Here is a 20433-nt window from a genome sequence, read left to right on the forward strand (position 1 = left end):
ATGTAATTGATAGAGAGAGGCTAACAACAGTTAAAGAAGGTGGTTTATAGTGGCAGAGAATAAAATTATATTAAGAGTGCCCAAATTTAAAGAATTAAGATATAGAAAAAAACTTTTATCAGATGGTGAAACCATGTCTTACAATATAGGGTACGGTAAAAACGAAAAAACAGGATGCATAGATTTTGATGAAAGCCTTTTAATGAACTAGGAGCCCGAAAAGTCTTTGACTATTTTCCAAGATCTAGGGAGTCAGCAGAAAAAACATTTAAAAAGTTAGGCTTCAAAAGAGTTTCAGAAGATATTGTAGAACTAACTAAAGAAGACTATCTCCAGCTTTAAATCCATATTGATATGCTTAAATAACTATAAAACTATATAACTATAAAAGAAGATATCGCGATATCTAGTTAATCATAGGTTTGCAAAAGAAAATTCCCGTTGTAGTTAGAGCGGATTAAAGGAAGGTAATAACTTCTTATGTGGCAATAGTTAGCAAGTTAACTATAAAAATTTTATAATATTTATAAAAAAACTCTTGATTTTTCGACTAAACTTGTTATAATAATTATTGTGATTGACGTTCCGCGATAGCTCAATGGTGGAGCATTCGGCTGTTAACCGAAGGGTTGGAGGTTCGAGCCCTCTTCGCGGAGCCAATTTCTTTTTTTTGGGATAGGACACTTAGCTTAAAGCTAGGTGATTTTTGTTTTTTGGCGAAATTAGTTTGGAAAAAATTATATGTAATAGAAAATAAATTTATCTTTAACCTCTGATAAGATTTGTTATAATGAATTGAGGTGATAAATTTGGAAACTTTACAGAATGAATATATAAGTGTAGCGGTAAGTGATAAGGGAGCTGAACTTCAAAGCATAAAGCTAAAAGAAGACGGAACAGAATATTTATGGCAGGCAGAGCCTGATATTTGGGGAAGACATGCACCTGTTTTATTTCCGATAGTAGGGAAAGTTAAAGATAACAACTATAAATATGATAATAGTAACTATAAACTTGGACAGCATGGTTTTGCTAGAGATATGAAATTTAATATAAGCAGTGAAATTAAAGACAAAATTATATATGAATTATCAAGCGGAACTGAAACTTTAAATAAATATCCATTTGAATTCCAGTTGAAAATATCTTATAAATTAGAGAAGAATAGTATAATAGTCGGTTATGAAGTAAAAAATAAAGATATTAAAGAAATGATATTTTCCATAGGAGCACACCCTGGTTTTGTATGCCCTTTATCTCAAGAAGAAAAATTTGAAGATTACTATTTTGAGTTCGAAAAAAATGAAACATTAAAGACTTCAACATTAGATGATGGACTTATAGGAAAAGGAAAAAAGCAACTGCTGAATGATGAGAAAGTACTTCCTATAACTAGGGAATTATTTAAGGAGGATGCTTTAATTTTAAAAGGTTTTGTATCAGACAGTGTAAGCTTAAAGAGTAAAAAGACATCAAAATCAGTAACCTTAGAGTTTAAAGGATTTCCTTATCTAGGTTTATGGTCAAAACCAGAAGGAGCACCTTTTGTATGCATAGAACCATGGTATGGAATAGCTGATAGTGTTGATGCTTCAGGGAACCTGGAAGATAAGCGAGGAACAATTAAACTAAGGCCTTCCGAAAAATTTTCCTGCAGCTATAAAATTATTATTGAGTAATATTGACATTTTTAAATAGTCTGTTAGAATTATATATAACATAAAAATTGTATATAATACGATGAAAAAGAAGAGTAGCTTTAGTAAATTTTTAGAGAGATGATGTATGGTGAAAATCATCAATGAGCTTAAGTGAATGGCGCTTTGGAGTATATTATTGAGAGAGCAGGGCTTGTGCCAAAAAGGGTGGAACCGCGGTAAATCCGTCCCTTTATGGTACAGGTCTTTTTTATTGTTACAATATTGTTTCACAATGCTGCATTTTATGAAATAAAGTTTAGGAGGAATAAAAAATGGCAGTTGAAAAAACCATGGATAAGATAGTATCACTATGTAAAAGCAGAGGTTTTGTATTTCCAGGATCAGATATATATGGCGGACTTGCAAACTCTTGGGATTATGGTCCTATAGGGGTTGAATTTAAGAACAATGTTAAAAAAGCTTGGTGGAAAAAATTTGTTCAAGAAAGCCCTTATAATGTAGGTGTTGATTGTGCAATACTTATGAATAGCGAAGTTTGGGTTGCTTCAGGACACATAGGAGGCTTTTCTGACCCTCTTATGGACTGTAAGGAATGTAAGTCAAGATTTAGAGCAGATAAGCTTATAGAGGATCATATGACTTCTCAGGGAGCAGAAGTAGCTTCAGCAGACGGATGGACTAATGAGCAGCTAAAAAATTATATAGATGAAAATGGAATAGTTTGTCCAAAGTGTGGCAAGAAAAACTTTACAGATATAAGAAAGTTTAACCTTATGTTTAAAACCTATCAAGGAGTAACAGAAGATTCCAAGTCAGAGATATATCTAAGGCCAGAGACAGCACAGGGTATATTTGTTAACTTTAAGAATGTTCAGAGAACTTCAAGAAAGAAAGTTCCATTTGGTATAGCACAGATTGGTAAATCCTTTAGAAATGAAATAACTCCAGGAAACTTTATTTTCAGAATAAGAGAATTCGAGCAGATGGAACTAGAGTTCTTCTGCAAACCAGGAACAGATTTAGAATGGTTTGACTATTGGAGAGATTATTGCTGGAACTTCTTATTATCTCTTGGCATAAATAAGGATGTCTTAAGAATGAGAGATCACAGCAAGGAAGAACTATCCTTCTATAGTAATGCTACTTCAGACATAGAGTATTTATTCCCATTTGGATGGGGTGAGCTTTGGGGTATAGCTGACAGAACTGATTACGACTTAAGCAAGCATGCAGAACATTCAGGTCAGGATATGAGCTATCTAGATCCAAACACTAACGAAAAATATGTTCCATACTGTATAGAGCCATCTCTTGGAGCAGACAGAGTTACTCTTGCATTTTTAGTAGATGCATATGATGAAGAGGAGCTTGAAGGCGGTGATTCAAGAACAGTGTTGAGATTCCACCCAGCTCTAGCGCCATTTAAGGCAGCTGTACTTCCACTTAGCAAGAAGCTTTCAGAAAAATCTACAGAGGTTTATGATAAGCTAAGAAAGCATTTCAACGTGGACTATGATGAAGCAGGAAGCATAGGAAAAAGATACAGAAGACAGGATGAAATAGGGACTCCATTCTGTATAACTGTAGATTTTGATACTTTAGAGAACGATACTGTAACTTTAAGAGATAGAGATTCAATGAATCAGATAAGAATAGGCATAGATGAATTAGAAGCATATATAACTGAAAAGATGGAGTTCTAGTTTTGGCTCTGCTTTAAAAACATTGATATAATTTTAGAGTTTAGGCTTAGCTTTATGATAGCTAGGTTTAAACTCTAAAGGTATTATAAAGATGATTTTTAAGGCAAAGCCTTTTGTTATATTGTAGGTAGAATAAATTTACAGAATTATTTCTAAAGTGTTATAATTAATTATCAATGGGACAATATTTATAATAGTAGTTTTATAATTTATACTATACATATTAATTATATTAAGGTGGTATTTTAAATGAAAAAAGATTTTAAGGATTTTAAAGAATTCATAAAAGGCAAGAAAACAGCCGTAGTTGGCATAGGGGTTAGCAATAGACCTTTGATAAATTTTCTTTTAGATTTAGGGGCTTACGTAACAGCCTTTGATAAAAAGGGTGCTGAAGAACTTGGAGAGGCTGCAGAGGAATTTAGAAAAAAGGGCGTTAAGCTCTGTTTGGGAGAAAATTACCTTGACAGTCTTAAGGGGTTTGAAGTTATTTTTAAATCACCATCTATGAGAATAGACAGCCCAGCCCTGCAGACAGCAATGAAGGAAGGTGCTTATGTAACTTCTGAGATGGAAGAGTTTATGAGATACTGCCCTGCAAAGATGTATGGAATTACAGGTAGTGACGGAAAAACCACTACTACTAGCATAATATATAATCTTTTAAGTGCAGAAGGTTTTAAAACTTGGGTAGGGGGAAATATAGGTACACCCTTGTTTTCTAAAATAGAAGAAATGACTTCAAAAGATAGGGTGGTTTTAGAATTATCAAGCTTTCAGCTTATGACCATAGATACTTCTCCAGAGATTGCTGTAGTAACTAATGTGACTCCTAACCACCTAGATATTCATAAGGACATGCAAGAGTATATAGATGCTAAGAAAAATATATTTACTCATCAATCTTCAGATGGGATACTCATTATAAATGCTGAAAATGAAATAACTAAAAGCTTTGAAAAGGAAGCTAAGGGTGAAGTTAGAAGCTTTAGCAGCAAAACTAAGCAGGATGCTTATTTTGACAATGGAAGTCTATACTTGGGAGACAAGGAGATTTGTAAAAGGTCAGATATATTAATAAAGGGAATGCATAATGTAGAAAATTATTTAACAGCTTTTCTTGCAGTTAAGGATGAGGTTTCCGTAGAAAGCATGAGAAAGGTGGTAGCTACTTTTACAGGAGTTGAGCACAGAAATCAGTTTATAAGAGAAGTGGACGGAGTAAAATATTATAATGATTCAATAGGAACAAGTCCTACTAGAACTTTAGCTACTATGTCTTCCTTTGAAAAGTCAGTGATTTTGATTGCTGGAGGATATGACAAGCATATTCCTTTTGAACCTCTTGCTGAAAAAGGTATAGATATGGTTAAAGCACTGATACTTGTAGGAGCAACTAAAGATAAGATTAAAGCTGTATTTGAAAAAGAAATGGCAGAAAGAAAGGTAGAACTTCCTATATACGTAGTAGCTTCCTTAGAGGCTGCAGTACTTAAAGGTAAGGAAATCGCAGATAAAGGGGATTACGTGGTGCTTTCACCAGCCTGTGCAAGCTTTGATATGTTCCCTAATTTTGAAGCAAAAGGAAACAAATTTGTAGAAATAGTGAAAAGTTTATAATCCTTTGGAAAGAAGAAAATAAGTGAAAACTGTGCCTAGTGTGTCAATATGTATATATATGAGATATAAAAAGGATTGTGAAGAAAAATATGAATAAATTCTGTAAATCAAGGATAAATTAAAAAATAAATGGAGTGCCTGTGATAATATATCTTTTGTCACGAAAAGCAGAAGCTTAACGTTGAGCGGCCAGATAGCTCAGTCGGTAGAGCAGAGGACTGAAAATCCTCGTGTCCCTGGTTCGATTCCTGGTCTGGCCATCCTTTATGGCGCTATAGCCAAGTGGTAAGGCACGGGTCTGCAACACCCTCACCCCCAGTTCAAATCTGGGTGGCGCCTCCAAAATAATATCAGTAATTTAAAAATAGCTTATATAGTAACTTGTAAAAAGTTAACTGTATAGGCTATTTTTATTTTTGCATATATTGTGTATTTATGTGCATTTATGCAATTATATGTGCAGTTAAGTGGATTTTAACCTAGCATTTACACATGCATAACAAAATTAATATTCAAAGTGGGTAGAATGAATATGTTGTGTACAACTACAACATTTGGGTTGAATGACTATATAAACACTCTATGTAATTTTAAGTAAGCAATATTAAATAAGGAGGTTAAAAATGAGAAAAAAGACATGTATTAAAAATGTGGTAAGCTTATTAATTGTTATATCTATTGTAATAACTAATTCAAATCTAGCGGTTTATGCATCAATATTAAAAGATTCCCAGAGCCAAACCTCAATAACTTTATCGGCTTCCACTGCAGGTTTAAAAGATACAATAACTGTAACTGTTCAGAATGGCAGTAAAGATTCTAGTGCTTGGGTAGGGCTTTACAATGAAGCAGATACACCAGGAGATTCTTCTAGCGGCGGGGTTGCTTCTATATGGTGGAGCTATCTATCAGATCATTCAGCAGACGACCCCAGCCACAGCTTAGCCATTCAAAATGGAAATGGTGACTTTAAGCTTAATTTAGCTCCTATCAGCGGACTTGAGCAGGGAAAAAGCTATAAACTGCTATTATTTAAGGATGGAGGATATACTGTTGAGGCAAGTGCAAATTTCACCATTTCAGCGTCAGAGGTTGAACCTGATGTAAGCTTATCTTCCTCAACCGTAGCATTAAAAGATACCATAACAGTTACCATAAAAAATGCAAGTAAGGATTCTGAGGCCTGGTTAGGAGTATATAATCAGGAAGATACTCCTGGAAAAGTAGATTCTATGTTTTGGAAATATATCTACGGAGATACTAAAAATGACCCAGATCATAGCCTAGGCTTTACTAGCCCTAATGGTGAATTCCAACTTCCATTAGATACAATAAGCGGAATAAAGCAAGGGGAAACCTATAAGGTGGTACTCTTTAAAGATGGAGGCTATACGGTGGATGCCAGTTCTACCTTCTATGTTTCTGCACCACAGGCACCAGTACATAATTTAGAAGCAGCAGAAATTAAGACACAAGCATCTACAGCTCCTACGCTGCCAGCTACAGTAAGAAAAGATAATTCTGATGGAACCTTTAGTGAGGTAAATGTTATCTGGGACAAAATACCTTCATACCTTTACTCTAAAGCTGGAAGCTTCACGGTAGAGGGAACGGTAAATGGCATTTCAGAAAAAGCAAGAGCTGATGTAAATGTAGTAGAAGGAGAAGGCCCTTTATATTCATTTCAAGTTTTTAGTGATACACATATAGTATCCAATCTTAATTATATCCATGATAAAAATTTAGATAATGCTCTAAAGGATATTAATAAAGTAGATCCAAATAGCAGCAGGCTTATAATAAACGGAGATGTGGTAGATAGCGGTCTTGCAGCAAACTGGGATGCTTTTTCTACTATAGTAAACAGTAATAAGCATCCTAAAATAGATATGGCTTTAGGAAATCACGATACTTGGCAGGAAAATTCATGGATAGATCAGAATGAGTATGATATATCTAAACAAAATTTCATTAAATATTCAGGAGAGCCAAATGTGTATTATGATTATTGGCTTAATGACTATCACTATATATTCTTAGGCTCAGAAAAAAGTGATGGTAATAGTGCTTATTTTTCCGATACACAGCTAAAATGGTTTCAGCAAACTATAGCGCAGGACGTAAAAAATAACAAACCTATATTTGTATTTATTCATCAGCCTCTTTACGATACTGTAGCAGGTTCTAAGCCAGGACAAATGGATAAGAATTTGGATCAGGATAAAGAAGTGAGAGACATATTAGCAAAGTATCCTCAAGCAATTTTATTTACAGGGCATACTCATTGGGAATTTGGTTCTAAGGATATGTTCTATAATAAAAGTTTGTGCACAATGTTTAATGTGCCGTCCTGCGGATATTGCTGGACAGATGCTAATGCTGAGGATGATATAAGTGAAGGCTATTATATAGATGTGTACAAGGATAAAATATTGATAAAGGGAAGAAATTTTACTAAAGGAGAATGGGAACAGGACGGTCAGTATGAGGTGGACTATTCAGGTACGGACACAAATTCATCTATAAAGATCCTTGATAATTATATAAATCAGCAAAGCACCGCAGCAAGATTGGACAATATTACCCTAACAGCTGATAAGACTGCTATGCTGCTAGATGGTGCTGATAAAGCCAAAACAAGCTTGAAGGGAACTATGACGGATGGAAGTGCAGCAGATTTAAAAAAGGCTGAGATAAAATATTCAAGTGACAATCCAGAGATAGCAGCAGTAGATGATACTGGTACTATAACCCCTTTAGCTAAGGGAACTGCCAATATTACAGCAAGAGTTACTGTAGATGGAATAACTGAAAGTGCTACTCAGCAGCTTCAAGTAGAAAAAATAAAAACTGATGCTACATTAAAGAGTATTACTATAAATGGTAAAATGCTAAAGGATTTTGCTCCAGATACTTTAGGATACAGGGTTTTACTAGCACCAAATACTGTACTAGCTCCAAAGCTTGAGGCAGATCCTACAGATTCTGATGCAGCAGTTTCTATAAAGCAAGCTTCTAATTTACAGGACAAAGCAGTTATAACGGTAACTTCTGCAGATAAAAGTGTAACTAAAACGTATAGTATTAGCTTTGCAGTAGATAGCAAAGCTACAGTAGACCAGCCTGTATTTAGTTTGGATTCCTCTAAGGCATATACTGAAAAACAAAATTTGGCTATAAGCTGTGATACATCTAATGCTATTATTAGATATACGCTGGATGGCTCAGATCCTAATGAAAAATCAAGCATATATACCGGCCCTATAGAATTAAGTGATACCACCACAGTAAGAGCTATTGCCATAAAGGATGGCTTAAATAATTCAGATATTACAAGTTCCAAATATATTATAAATTTGCCAAGCGGAACAGAGCTTATTCAAAACGGCGATTTTTCAAGTGGAGCTTCCTTTTGGCAAACATACAATGGCGCAGATAACTCGCCTGCTGGTGTTGATAATGGGGAATTCAAAACTACCGTTGGAGATGTGGGAGACTATTACTGGTCAGTTCAGCTAAGTCAAGGAAATTTTAAGCTCAAAGGAGGAATAACCTACAGATTAACCTTTGATGCCAGGTCAACCATTAATAGAAGTATCGAGCCTTTAGTTGAAATTCCAGGTGGTGGTGATGGAAACACTTTCTTGGATAAGGTAGTACCTATAACCTCAGATATGAGCACGTATACCTGTGACTTTACTGTACCAGCTGATGTGGATAATGCACATTTGGTATTTTGCATGGGAAATGTAAATGGAATGGGGGCAGTAGCAGCACACGATGTATATATAGATAATGTTAGTTTAAAGAATTTGCCTGCTATAACAGCTGAACCAAGCTTTAGTGTAGATAGAGGTACTTATAGCTCGGAACTAAACGTGGCTATTACTAGTGCTTCTCCAGGAGCAATCATAAGATACACAACAGATGGAACAGATCCAACTGCAGCTTCACCTATATATTCCCAACCTATAAAGGTTTCTGCAAATACAACAATTAAAGCTTATGCTGCAAAAGCCGGATTAGCTGATTCTAAGATATCTGCTGTTACTTATAATTTCTCAGCAGCTGCAGCACCTAAATTCAGCATAAGCGGAGGAAGCTATGATAGCCCTCAGCAGGTAGAAATAATATCTGATACGGAAGGGGCGATAATTAGATATACAACGGACGGCACAGAACCAAATTCAAGATCACAAATATATAGCGGACCGATAACGGTAGCAGCTAATACTATTATTAAGGCTTATGCCTCTAAAGATGGACATACTGACTCTAAGGTTGTAAGTGAAGAATATACAATAAAATCAACAGTTAAACAATCTACTGATGATACAAATAATCCACCGAATTCATCAGGAGAATCAACCAAAGCGGCAGGTACAAATTATAAAAAATTAGTTCAGACAGGAAGTATAATTGACGGCAATCTATTAATAGCAATAGGTACATTATTAATAGCAATAGGTTTCTTTACTGTGTTTAAAAGAAAAGGTAACAGATAAAGCCTGTAATAGGAAATGTAAACTCCAGCATCTAGCAATATAACCTTGCTAAGTGCTGGAGTTTTTCTTCAAATAACCCTTTATTTAACTACCGCTTCTAAAACGTCAATGCATTTATTTTCAGCATTAAGTCTAACTTTTGCGCCTATTGGCAAGGTTAATCGTGGGCTTCCATGACCGCTCATTATGTGATAGCAAATGGGTATGCCTTTAGAGATAAAATTATCTTCGATAACCTGCTCTAAGGTAAAGCTTCTTTCATAGTGGGGAAGGGTGCAATTTGTGAATTGACCCAATAATACACCTCTACACTCTTTTAGTTTACCTGAAAGAGCTAGCTGAGCTAAGAGCCTATCTAATTTGTAAGGAGGTTCAGCTATATCTTCTAAAAATAATATTTTATCCTTCACATCAATTTCGTAATCAGTGCCTATGGAGGAACATATAACAGCAAGATTTCCCCCTACTAAAGTGCCTTCTATATTTCCAGAGAAATTTTTAAAGGTAAGAGGAGTTCCTTTTGGGTTACATATTCTGTAATTATCGTAGCCCTTCATAATACTCTGTTTAAGGCTATCTATACTTATTGGATTATCAGTACCCGAATTTGCCATTACTCCGTGGAAGGTAGTAAGACCACAGCGCTCATATATAGAATTTAATAGCAATGTAACATCACTAAAACCTATAAATATCTTTGGATTATTTTTTATTATATTAAAATCTAGGTAAGGAAGCATTCTTATAGTACCATAGCCCCCTCTATAACACATTATTGCATCAACCTTTTCGTCTAGAAAAGCGTCCATTAAATCCTGAGCTCTTTCCTCATCAGTTCCAGCTAGAAAGCCATATTTATCATAAAGGTGCTTGCCCAATTTTAATTTAAAGCCTAAGCCTCTTAGGCATTCAATCTGCCTATCTATCACTTCTTTTTCAGAAGGACTTGCAGGAGCTATTATTCCTAGAGTAGAATGTTCTAAAAATCTTTTACCTAACATGATAACCTCTCCTTAAAACATATCTTTTTTATTTAGAATACCTATTGCAATTAAGGCCATGCCTACAATAATTCCTAATATTATATAAAAACCATAGGGATTATTTCCAAAGGGGATTTTGCTCATATTCATACCGAAGAGACCCGATACCATATTAGGGATAGCCATGACAATGGTTACGGAGGCTAAAAGTTTCATCACGATATTCAAATTGTTTGATATAACTGATGCAAAAGCATCCATGGTACCAGATAGTATATTACTATAAATGTTAGCCATTTCTATAGCTTGTTTATTTTCTATTATTACGTCTTCCAAAACATCTTTATCTTCTTCATACTTTGTTATAAATTCAAGCTTAAGCATCTTTTCCAAGGTTATTTCATTAGATTTTAATGAGGTAGAAAAGTACACTAGAGACTTTTCCAGAGAAAGCAGCTGAATAAGTTCCTTGTTCTTCATGGATTTATGGAGCTTCTTTTCAATCATTATGCTTTTCTTATCTATTTGTCTAAGATATAAGAGATAGTAGGTGGCTACTCTGTAAAGCATCTGAAGAATAAATCTAGAACGCTTAAAAGCAAAAAAAGACTTAACCTTGCCATCTATAAAGTCAGTTACAACCTTGCTGTTTTTCAAGCAAACGGTAATTATTTCTTTCTCAGTATGGATTATAGCTAAAGGGTATGTATCATAAGTAAGAGAATTATCCTCCATTTCGGTAAAGGGGATATCTACAACTACTAATACGTTGCTGCCTTCTATATCAAGACGAGAAGCTTCCTCATCGTCTAGAGATGCTCTTAAAAACTCAAGGGGAACACCTGTCTTTTTAGAGACAAGTAATAATTCTTGGTCAGTAGGAGCTACAATGTTTATCCAACATCCAGCTTCTATATTTTCAATTTTTTGAAGTATGTTACTTCCATCATCAATGCTTTTGTATATGTTTATCATATAAATGGCACCCCCAAGATATTAAATTTACAGGATTATATACATATAAAAAATTGCATAATTAAAAGCAAGTATTAATTATGCAATTTTAATTAGACCTTATTGCATTTAAAATCCTGTAGAGTTCATTACAAAACAATTATACAGTAGCACTTTATAATGCACAACTTATTTTGATTTATAAAATTCACTTTTGATTTCGTCAATCAGATTTCTTTTTTCTAGAAGATCTATAGCTGTTAATATCAGAGCGTTGGCAGAAGAAATTATGGCTTCATCAGCGTAGGAAGATATGGTAGCATCAGCAAATTGCTTAGTGCCATATTGTATGTTATCCTCCTCGGTTACTCTTACATATGGATGTATTGTAGGAATTAGCTTACTTACATTGCCTATACTTAAGCCAGATTCTGTATTCTTTATTCCGCAGCAATCTATTATGCCTATTTCCTTAAGATTATGTCCAAAGAGTCGTGATAATGTGTCATTTGTGTGCATTTCTAAGTATGGAAGCTCGTAAATTGAATGAGAACAATCTAGTTTCATAATATTAGCTGTTAAATCAGATAAATTCCTTATATGCTTCTCAATTGTTTCTGCATTTGAATATTTGTCGGCTCTTATATAAAGCTTTATCTCACAAACATCAGATGGGAGAGATGGAGTATATCCTCCGTTGGAGAGGATACTATCTATTCTTAGGTTATCCTGAGAGCATTTAAGCAAGGTGTTTATAGAATTCAATATAAATATGCAGGCATCCATAGGAGAGTGATTGTTAGAACTCAAATATGTAAATCCGGAGCTGCCTTTAAATTTTACACTCAGAGGAAGTATGGCACGGGAAGTCCCACTCTGACAGGTTTTTACATCAGGATGAACCATCATTGCTAGGTCTATATCCTTAAAGGTACCTTGCTTTGCCATTGTAACCTTTGCACCGCCTATATATTCTCCTGGACACCCCAGCACAATAATAGATCCCCCAAGCTTATCAATAGCTTTTGTCAATCCAAGTGCTGCGCCTACAGATATAGCGGATACCGCGTTGTGACCATTTATATGCCCCTCTGGTAATAAGGCATCATATTCGCACAGCAGGCATATTTTGGGATAACCATTGCCATATTGTGCATAAAAAGCTGTGTCAATATCTAGATATTTTTCTTTCACATTAAACTTATTTTCTTTGAGAATATTGCATATATAAGAACATGACTTGTATTCATGGTAGCTCTCTTCTGGATTATTATATATATATTTTGAAATACCAGTTATTGTATCTTTTAGAGTAGTTAAATAGGAAATAGCTTCCTGTTTCATAATGATGACCTCCTTTAAAAAGATTTGCATTTGAAATTATTTTTTCCAAATAAAAAAAATATATTATAATTTCAAAAATAAAAAGGTGGACAAAATAAGATTTGGCTACATTGTGAATACAATATATTAGATAGGGCAACAATCAAAATAGTTTAATCATGTCATAAGGGGGTGCAAGCTATTATGCTGCACTTTGAAAACCAGTGAGTAAGAAAATTATGCATTATAAATTAACCTTTAAGAATAATTATATTTTTAATAGGGGCTGTTTTTATATTGTGTGATTTTCTATAATTAAGGGCAAGTGTATATATGCTTTTATTATACGAATTCAATAATGACGATTGGTATTGATGCAGCAAATAGCATTTTAAATGGAAAAACAAAAATGTATCATTTGTAGAAAAAACCACAGTAATGGTATAATAATTAACGGGAGATTTATTTGTAATACATGTGAAGCTAGACTTATAAACTCTAATATAGAAACTGATTTTTATAAGTATTACATTGAGTGTATGAAAAAAATAATTATGGAGCTTATGCTTAGAGAGAGAACATCGAAGTATGAAAGCTTTTATAGATAAATCTTAATATCCAGAAGGGACGGATGATGCTTGAGTAAAACACCTATAGTAGATGCCTTATCAAAGTATATCAAGGATAAAAATGCCCCTTTTTCAATGCCGGGACATAAATCTGGCAGGGGATTTGTTGTGAAAGATAATAAAGATATGCAAGAAATTTTTTTAAGTGGAGATATAACAGAAGTTGAAGGATTAGACAATCTTCATAATTGTGACGGAATAATTAAAGAGAGCCAAGAACTTTTAGCTAAGTTGTATGGAGCTTATAAATCATATTTTCTGGTAAACGGTAGTACCAGTGGAAATTTAGCTATGATATTCTCATGTTTCAATGAAGGAGACTCAATTATAGTTGAGAGGAATTGTCATAGGTCCATAACAAATGCTATAATTCTAAAAAAATTAAAACCCATATATATACAGAATTATATTAGCAGAAAGTACAATGCTCCTATATCTGTGGATATGGAGCATTTTTTTAGTGTAGTAGAAGAAACTGAAGCTAAAGGTATAGTGCTTACATATCCAAATTACTACGGCATAGCTTTTGATTTAAAAGCTTTAGCTAATATATGTCACAGCAGAGGAATGAAGGTTTTAGTAGATTGTGCCCATGGAGCTCATTTTGGAATCACAGAGCTTTTGCCGGAAAACCCAATTAAATTGGGAGCAGATATGGCAGTTATGAGTGCGCATAAAACTCTGCCAAGTCTTACTCAAACAGCTTTTTTACACGTAAAAGATAAAGAAAATATAGATAAGTGCAGCTTTTATGTAAGCTCTTTTTCAACTACCAGCCCCTCGTATATCTTTATGGCTTCCATGGATTATGCTAGAGATTATTTAGATGCTAAGGGTAAAAAAGAATTCGAACAATGCATAGAAGTGGTGAAGGAATATAAGTCAAGAATAAACAAGGAAACTGATTTTTATGCTTGGGAGCAAGGGAATATACAACAGGAATATTCCAAGCTTAATTTAAGGATAGATGAATCTAGAATTATTATATCTCCTGGTGCTGGTTACAATTGTCATAAGATATTAAGTTACCTTAGAAATAGCAGAGTTCAAGCTGAAATGACGGATGGGTATAATATAGTTTTTATTGCATCTCCTTTTAATACCAGAGAAGATTATGATATGCTCTTGACTTCTCTTATGAATTGTCCATTAGAAGAGTTTAGGGACAATCAGTTTAGTATATATATGAATAATATTCCTGAAAAGGCTCTTGAACCTTGGGAAGTATTTGAAAGAGAAAATTCAAAGGTTGAATTAGATGAAGCAGAAGGTAAAATAAGTGCAGTAAATATAGTCCCATATCCACCGGGAGTTCCAATTATTATGATGGGAGAAATAATAGATAAGGAAGCATTAGGTGTGGTAAAATATTATTTAAAAAACGAAGCTTCAATATTAGGGGTGGAAGATAACAAAATTAAGATAGTAATATAGCATTGGAAGGAGCTTTTGCTTGATATGGGGAAATTATTTTGCTTGATGGGAAAGAGCAGTACTGGTAAGGATACTATTTTTAAATATTTAAAAGAAGACAGAGAATTGGATTTAAGAGCTGTAACTCCATATACTACAAGACCTAAAAGAGAAAATGAAGTTGATGGAGTAGAGTATTATTTCATTGACGAAAATAAACTGGAAGAGTTTAAAGATAAAAATAAAGTTATTGAATTAAGATGCTATGAAACCGTCATGGGGAAATGGTATTATGGAACAATAGATGATGGACAAGTAAATTTAAAGAAGAACAATTATATTGTTATAGTTACTTTAGAGGCATATAATAATCTAAAAAAGTATTTCGGGGAAAAAAATGTTGTTCCCTTATATATAGCTGTGGATGATGGAGTTAGATTAGAGAGAGCATTAAACAGGGAAAGGCAGCAGCTTAAACCTAATTATAATGAAATGTGCAGAAGATTTTTAGCAGATGACAATGATTTTAGTATAGATAAGCTAAAATCTAGCAATATAGAAAAAATATATAGTAATGATAGTTTAAAAATTTGTGTAACTAGTATTAAAAAGGATATTTCGCAAATATTAACTAAAGATAATAAATATTAATAATTCATATATATTGTAGGGCTTAAATGTGATAAAATATACCTAAGATACAAAACTTTATAGATGTGCAACATTAAGCTTATGTAAAATATAAGTTCCAAGAAGCATCTGTAAAAAGGGGATTAGAAATAACTTATTATAAACAAGGAGGGGTAAATATGAAACTTATTATAGCAATAGTTCAAGATGATGATGCTAGTGATCTTATAGATGTGATTACAGAGGCAGGCTTTAGGGTTACGAAATTAGCAACCACTGGTGGGTTTTTAAAATCAGGGAATACTACACTAATGATAGGAGTAGATGCAGATAAGGTTGATAAAGTGATTGCATCTATTGAAGATGTATGCAGAACTAGAGATCAGGTAGTTACTTCACCTTCTTCCGTGGCAGGTGCTACTGGAGTATATGTGCCATATCCTGTAGAAGTAGAAGTGGGAGGCGCAACTATATTCGTCCTAGACGTTGATAAATTTCTTAGATTTTAGTTTTGATTATTTTGAGCGAACTCTAATTAGAGTTCGTTCAGTCATTATACAGTAAACTAAAGATGTTTACATTAGCTGTAGAGGAATACAAGGAGGAATATATGTATTCTGAAGATATAATAGGACATAAGGAATTAAGAAATTACTTTAATTCGGCTGTAGAAGGCGGAGTACTGTCCCATGCACACCTTATTATCGGTGAGGAGGGCATAGGTAAAAGTCTTATTGCCAAGGAGTTAGCGGTAAGAATAATAGGAAAGACAGAAATAAAACCCTATGTAGATATAATGGAATTTAGAGTTTCTAAAACTAAAAAATCTATTGGAGTGGAAGATATAAGAGGGATTATAGAAGAAATATCTAAAAAACCCTTTGAAGGCGATAAAAAAGCTATAATAGTATATCAGGGGCATAAGATGACTGCAGCAGCACAAAATGCTTTTCTGAAAACTATTGAAGAGCCTCCAGCTGGAGTTTTTATAATAATACTTAGCGAAGATAGTGAAGCAATATTAGATACTATAAAATCTAGATGCCAAATGCATAAGCTTACATCTTTAAGTAAAGATGAGATGATGGGGTTTATAGATAAAAATTATACTGAAATTTCTGATGAAGAAAAAATATCTGCTATGAACTTTGCAGAGGGAGTTCCAGGAAGATGTGATCATTTTATAAAGGACAATGATTTTAAAATTTTGAGATCAACAGCTTTAGAGCTGATTATAGATATAAATAAATTGAGTGATGCTGAATTTGAAAAATATTTAGATTTCCTTGTTAAAAATAAGGATATGAGCGAAGAAATATTCAGCTTACTGATATCTTTTATAAGGGATATTATAATATACAAAAATGTTAATAATAAAGAAAATATAATAAATAAAGATAAGTTTAACTATATAGAAGAATGCTCTGACAGCTTTTCATATAGAAAACTTCAAAAGATTATTGAAGCTTTGAATGAAGCTAGAAGTAACTTAAACAGCAATGTAAATCCTTCATTAGTTTTTCAAGTAATGCTTATCAATATGCTTCAATAATAAAATAAAGTATCAAAGGTAAGTTAAGTGTAAATAATATAAATAGTTAATAAAATGCGAGTGACGATGGAGGGAATCATGGTAAAAGTTGTAGGTGTTAGATTCAAAAAAGCCGGTAAAATATATTATTTTGATCCTAATAACATAGATATAAATCAAGGAGACAGCGTAATAGTAGAGACAGCAAGGGGAATAGAATTTGGTGAATGCGTAATAGGCACCAAAGAGGTTAAGGAAAATGAGATAGTAGCTCCGCTTAAATTTGTATTGAGAAAGGCTACTGAAGAGGATATAAAGATTCACAGGGAAAACAAAGCTAAAGAAGAGAGAGCTTTGGAAATATGCGTTGAAAAGGTTAATGCTCATAAGCTGGATATGAAGCTTATAGATGTTGAATATACTTTTGATAATAATAAAGTAATATTCTATTTTACTGCAGACGGAAGAGTAGATTTTAGAGAATTGGTAAAGGATCTTGCTACCATATTTAAAACAAGAATTGAATTAAGGCAGATAGGAGTAAGAGATGAAGCTAAAATGGTAGGGGGACTTGGACCATGCGGAAGACAATTATGCTGTTCCTCCTTTCTAGGTGATTTTGCTTCAGTATCTATAAAAATGGCAAAAGAACAAAATCTATCATTAAATCCTACTAAAATTTCAGGAATTTGCGGAAGGCTTATGTGCTGCCTAAATTATGAACAGAAGACTTATGAAGACATAAGGAAAAGAATGCCTATAGTAGGTTCCATAGTATCTACCGATAGAGGAAAAGGCGAAGTCATTTCAAATAGTGTAGTAAATGAGAAAGTTAAGGTCAAGATATCCTTCAAAGATGCCGAAGATATAATTGAGGAATTTCCTATAGAGAAGGTTTCTATCATATCTGGCTCCTATGAAAGCGCAGTAGCAGATTATGATATAAAATTGGAAACCGATGAGAATACAGGTGAAGCAGAAATAAAAGAGCTTTTTAAAGAAAACTGAGGTGAGGGCTATGAAGAGGATATTTAAAGTATATGGATTAAATAGTATTGAAGACGTAAATAACGTGAGGAAGGCTATAGCAGATAATGAAGGAATACTAGCTTGTGAGATAAGTAAAGAAAAGAGCGAAGTAAGCGTGGTGTTCGATGATTACTTTGTTAATGAAGATAAAATAATAGAGTGTATCGAAGATAAGGGGTACTCTGTATTATAATTTTAAAACTGTTAAAGAATCTCTCATATTAAAAAAATACTTTAAAAACTAATTCAAACATGATAGAATACATTTGGACAGGTACTACATATGATTCTGTCTAAAAGAATAAGGAGGTGCTTGTTATGGCATATAAAATATCAGATTCATGCGTAAGCTGTGGAGCTTGTGCATCAGAATGTCCAGTAAGCTGTATTAGTCAAGGAGACACTCAATTTGTTATAGACGCATCTGCATGTATAGAATGTGGAAGCTGCGCAAGTGTTTGCCCAGTTGGAGCTCCTGCTCAAGAATAATTGGGACAAGCATAAAAAGGATCACACTCGGTATGTGGTCCTTTTTATTTTATCTATATTTTATTCTGATAACGCAAAATTTTTACTACCTTTCTGTCTTCAGGTACTGAATCCATTTCAAGATAGGATGAAGCCAGTTTTTCTCCGTTTTTCATGGAGGTTATAAACTTTTCTGCACCTTCTAAAGGAAAAGATAAGGCGGCAGTTCCAAAATGCATAGGTATGATTAAATGACTATTAATTTTAGAAGCAATAGAAGCAGCTTCGGTTCCGTCTATTGTATAATTTCCGCCAACGGGTATCATTAATATATCTAAATCTCCTATCCAATTTATAAAGTCACTATCAAGCTCATGACCTAGATCTCCTAGATGACATATAGAAAATCCATCTATTAAAAATTTAAATATTATATTTTTTCCTCGTTTTTCTCCATTAAATTTGTCATGAAAAGATTCTTTTCCGCTTATAACTATATCTTTAATGTTTTTATCACCTATAGAATCTATTATAGCTGCGGATTTTTTTATATAAGATACATAATCATGATCTCTATGATGATGGCTTATGGTAACTATATCCACATCTCCGCTTGGAAGTTCATATCCCAAGGAATTATCAAATGGGTCTGTTAGAATTTTACAACCATCCTTTGCCTCTATTAAAAAGCAAGATTGGCCAAACCAAGTTATTTTCATAAATAGCACCTCTTTATTTTATATTTGGATATGTTTTAAAATGTTGATATAAATATATTTTAGCATAGATGTATGCATTTTATTTAATATTAAATTGAGGAAAATGCTTGAAATTAATAGATAAATGCATATATTTTTATCTATTTGTTTAAAATCTTAATTAAATGAGGAATTCTAAAGTTGTAAAGCTATTAAAAAATAGTTATTATTAAATTAAGGTCAAAGAAAGACAAAGTCTGGAGGAAGGCATAATGGCAAGATTGTCTGATATTATTGAGGAGTTTATCAAGGATATGCTCGAAAATAGCAGAGAGAGAGAATTAACTATACAGAGAAATGAACTTGCAAATCAGTTTAGCTGTGCACCATCTCAAATCAATTATGTTTTAACTACAAGATTCACCACAGATAAGGGATATTGTATTGAAAGCAGAAGAGGCGGTGGAGGCTGCATAGTCATAAAAAGAGTTCAATTTAATGCTATTAATAACTTTATTAATGCTATAATGGAAAATATAGGAGAAAATATTACTTATGATAAGGCTGCTTTAATAATTGATGGGTTGTTTGAATCCGACATAGTAACTGATAGAGAAGCTGCAATAATGAAGGTTGCAATAAATGATAGAAGCCTCAGTGTATGCGAAAATAGAAATAAACTTCGAGCTGATATATTTAAAGCAATGCTAATTATGGTCTGTCATTAATATAAAGTCATAGTTAAGAAAGGAATGATAGTATGTTTTGTGACAGGTGTAAAAAGAATAATGCTACAGTTCACGTTGTGAAAATAGTAAATGGCGTCAAAGAAGAACTAAATTTATGTGAAGACTGTGCTAGGGAAGCTAATGGATATGAATTTGGTGACCTAACTCCATTTGCAAATTCTTTTTCTTTTCAAAATGTATTTAGCGGGCTTATAGATTATATGAATCAATCCTCGCAAAATTCTAGACAGGTAGAAATGACTTGTCCACATTGTGGAACCACCTATGGAGAGTTTAAGAAAAAAGGATTGATGGGATGCGATAAATGCTATGAATATTTTAGTTCAACTTTAATACCAGTTATAAAAAGTGTTCAGGGCAGCTTAGAGCATGTTGGCAAGATGCCAAGTAAAGCAGGAGAGAATATAGCGGGAAAGAGAAAGCTTATAAAACTAAAAGAAGAGCTTCAAAAAGCTATTTTATTAGAGGAATATGAAAAAGCTGCTGCTATAAGAGACCAAATTAAAGAATTTACTAAAAAAGAGGGGGAAGTATAAC

19 protein-coding genes, 3 tRNA genes and 1 other annotated feature are annotated in these 20433 nt (G+C 33.4%); of the genes, 18 read left to right on the top strand and 4 right to left on the bottom strand.

Annotation, left to right across the window (positions count from 1 at the left end; genetic code table 11):
* The first annotated feature begins 49 nt into the window (after window positions 1-49).
* The 8 genes from IAI10_RS03780 to IAI10_RS03815 all read left to right on the top strand — a co-directional run bounded on the left by IAI10_RS03780 (window position 50) and on the right by IAI10_RS03815 (window position 9489).
* Window positions 50-211 (top strand): hypothetical protein, encoded by a 162-nt coding sequence (locus IAI10_RS03780; protein ID WP_315671958.1) that lies wholly within the window; start codon window positions 50-52, stop codon window positions 209-211.
* A 373-nt stretch (window positions 212-584) separates the two neighbouring features.
* Window positions 585-659: transfer RNA gene (locus IAI10_RS03785), tRNA-Asn, on the top strand.
* A gap of 150 nt (window positions 660-809) precedes the next feature.
* A complete protein-coding gene (locus IAI10_RS03790) occupies window positions 810-1679 on the top strand; it encodes an aldose 1-epimerase family protein (protein ID WP_315671959.1) in 870 nt (289 codons plus the stop codon).
* A gap of 52 nt (window positions 1680-1731) precedes the next feature.
* Window positions 1732-1893, top strand: a binding site (T-box leader).
* 79 nt (window positions 1894-1972) lie between these two features.
* Entirely contained in the window at window positions 1973-3364 is a 1392-nt protein-coding gene (locus IAI10_RS03795; RefSeq protein WP_315671960.1) for a glycine--tRNA ligase, read from the top strand.
* A 249-nt stretch (window positions 3365-3613) separates the two neighbouring features.
* Window positions 3614-4984: a UDP-N-acetylmuramoyl-L-alanine--D-glutamate ligase gene (murD, locus tag IAI10_RS03800; RefSeq protein ID WP_315671961.1), complete on the top strand. Its 1371-nt coding sequence runs from the start codon at window positions 3614-3616 to the stop codon at window positions 4982-4984.
* Between the two features lie 187 nt (window positions 4985-5171).
* Window positions 5172-5244: transfer RNA gene (locus IAI10_RS03805), tRNA-Phe, on the top strand.
* 8 nt (window positions 5245-5252) lie between these two features.
* Window positions 5253-5326: transfer RNA gene (locus IAI10_RS03810), tRNA-Cys, on the top strand.
* Between the two features lie 281 nt (window positions 5327-5607).
* Entirely contained in the window at window positions 5608-9489 is a 3882-nt protein-coding gene (locus IAI10_RS03815; protein WP_315671962.1) for a chitobiase/beta-hexosaminidase C-terminal domain-containing protein, read from the top strand.
* A gap of 80 nt (window positions 9490-9569) precedes the next feature.
* On the opposite strand, the gene IAI10_RS03820 is transcribed toward IAI10_RS03815, so the two are convergent.
* The 3 genes from IAI10_RS03820 to IAI10_RS03830 form a co-directional block, all read right to left on the bottom strand.
* Window positions 9570-10490: an LD-carboxypeptidase gene (locus IAI10_RS03820; RefSeq protein WP_315671963.1), complete on the bottom strand. Its 921-nt coding sequence runs from the start codon at window positions 10488-10490 to the stop codon at window positions 9570-9572.
* A gap of 12 nt (window positions 10491-10502) precedes the next feature.
* Complete coding sequence (locus IAI10_RS03825) at window positions 10503-11447, bottom strand: magnesium transporter CorA family protein (protein WP_315671964.1); 945 nt, start codon at window positions 11445-11447, stop codon at window positions 10503-10505.
* A 168-nt stretch (window positions 11448-11615) separates the two neighbouring features.
* Window positions 11616-12770, bottom strand: a complete 1155-nt coding sequence (locus IAI10_RS03830; protein ID WP_315671965.1) for a M20 family peptidase — start codon at window positions 12768-12770, stop codon at window positions 11616-11618.
* A 374-nt stretch (window positions 12771-13144) separates the two neighbouring features.
* Between IAI10_RS03830 and IAI10_RS03835 the strand changes: the two genes are divergently transcribed.
* The 8 genes from IAI10_RS03835 (at window position 13145) to IAI10_RS03870 (ending at window position 18470) form a co-directional block, all read left to right on the top strand.
* The gene (locus tag IAI10_RS03835) at window positions 13145-13357 is read left to right on the top strand and encodes a sigma factor G inhibitor Gin (RefSeq protein WP_315671966.1); all 213 of its coding nucleotides are present in this window, start codon (window positions 13145-13147) and stop codon (window positions 13355-13357) included.
* Between the two features lie 30 nt (window positions 13358-13387).
* A complete protein-coding gene (locus IAI10_RS03840) occupies window positions 13388-14812 on the top strand; it encodes an aminotransferase class I/II-fold pyridoxal phosphate-dependent enzyme (RefSeq protein WP_315671967.1) in 1425 nt (474 codons plus the stop codon).
* A 24-nt stretch (window positions 14813-14836) separates the two neighbouring features.
* Window positions 14837-15442 carry a guanylate kinase gene (locus IAI10_RS03845; RefSeq protein WP_315671968.1) on the top strand — a complete coding sequence of 202 codons (606 nt, stop codon included), beginning with the start codon at window positions 14837-14839 and terminating at the stop codon, window positions 15440-15442.
* Window positions 15443-15600: 158 nt separating this feature from the next.
* Window positions 15601-15930 (top strand): cyclic-di-AMP receptor, encoded by a 330-nt coding sequence (locus tag IAI10_RS03850; RefSeq protein ID WP_315671969.1) that lies wholly within the window; start codon window positions 15601-15603, stop codon window positions 15928-15930.
* Window positions 15931-16031: 101 nt separating this feature from the next.
* Window positions 16032-16973 (top strand): DNA polymerase III subunit delta', encoded by a 942-nt coding sequence (locus tag IAI10_RS03855; RefSeq protein ID WP_315671970.1) that lies wholly within the window; start codon window positions 16032-16034, stop codon window positions 16971-16973.
* 78 nt (window positions 16974-17051) lie between these two features.
* Window positions 17052-17960 carry a stage 0 sporulation family protein gene (locus tag IAI10_RS03860; protein WP_315671971.1) on the top strand — a complete coding sequence of 303 codons (909 nt, stop codon included), beginning with the start codon at window positions 17052-17054 and terminating at the stop codon, window positions 17958-17960.
* A gap of 10 nt (window positions 17961-17970) precedes the next feature.
* Complete coding sequence (locus tag IAI10_RS03865; protein ID WP_315671972.1) at window positions 17971-18174, top strand: heavy-metal-associated domain-containing protein; 204 nt, start codon at window positions 17971-17973, stop codon at window positions 18172-18174.
* A gap of 125 nt (window positions 18175-18299) precedes the next feature.
* Entirely contained in the window at window positions 18300-18470 is a 171-nt protein-coding gene (locus IAI10_RS03870; protein ID WP_315671973.1) for a 4Fe-4S binding protein, read from the top strand.
* 53 nt (window positions 18471-18523) lie between these two features.
* On the opposite strand, the gene IAI10_RS03875 is transcribed toward IAI10_RS03870, so the two are convergent.
* Complete coding sequence (locus tag IAI10_RS03875; RefSeq protein WP_315671974.1) at window positions 18524-19168, bottom strand: MBL fold metallo-hydrolase; 645 nt, start codon at window positions 19166-19168, stop codon at window positions 18524-18526.
* A gap of 251 nt (window positions 19169-19419) precedes the next feature.
* Here IAI10_RS03875 and IAI10_RS03880 point away from each other — a divergent pair, with 251 nt between their 5' ends.
* Together IAI10_RS03880 and IAI10_RS03885 are read left to right on the top strand one after the other, a co-directional pair.
* A complete protein-coding gene (locus IAI10_RS03880) occupies window positions 19420-19875 on the top strand; it encodes a CtsR family transcriptional regulator (protein WP_315671975.1) in 456 nt (151 codons plus the stop codon).
* Between the two features lie 32 nt (window positions 19876-19907).
* The gene (locus IAI10_RS03885; RefSeq protein WP_315671976.1) at window positions 19908-20432 is read left to right on the top strand and encodes a UvrB/UvrC motif-containing protein; all 525 of its coding nucleotides are present in this window, start codon (window positions 19908-19910) and stop codon (window positions 20430-20432) included.
* Window position 20433: the final 1 nt, after the last annotated feature.

The sequence above is a fragment of the Clostridium sp. 19966 genome (genome assembly GCF_032335695.1).
Lineage (GTDB): Bacteria > Bacillota > Clostridia > Clostridiales > Clostridiaceae > JACTOJ01.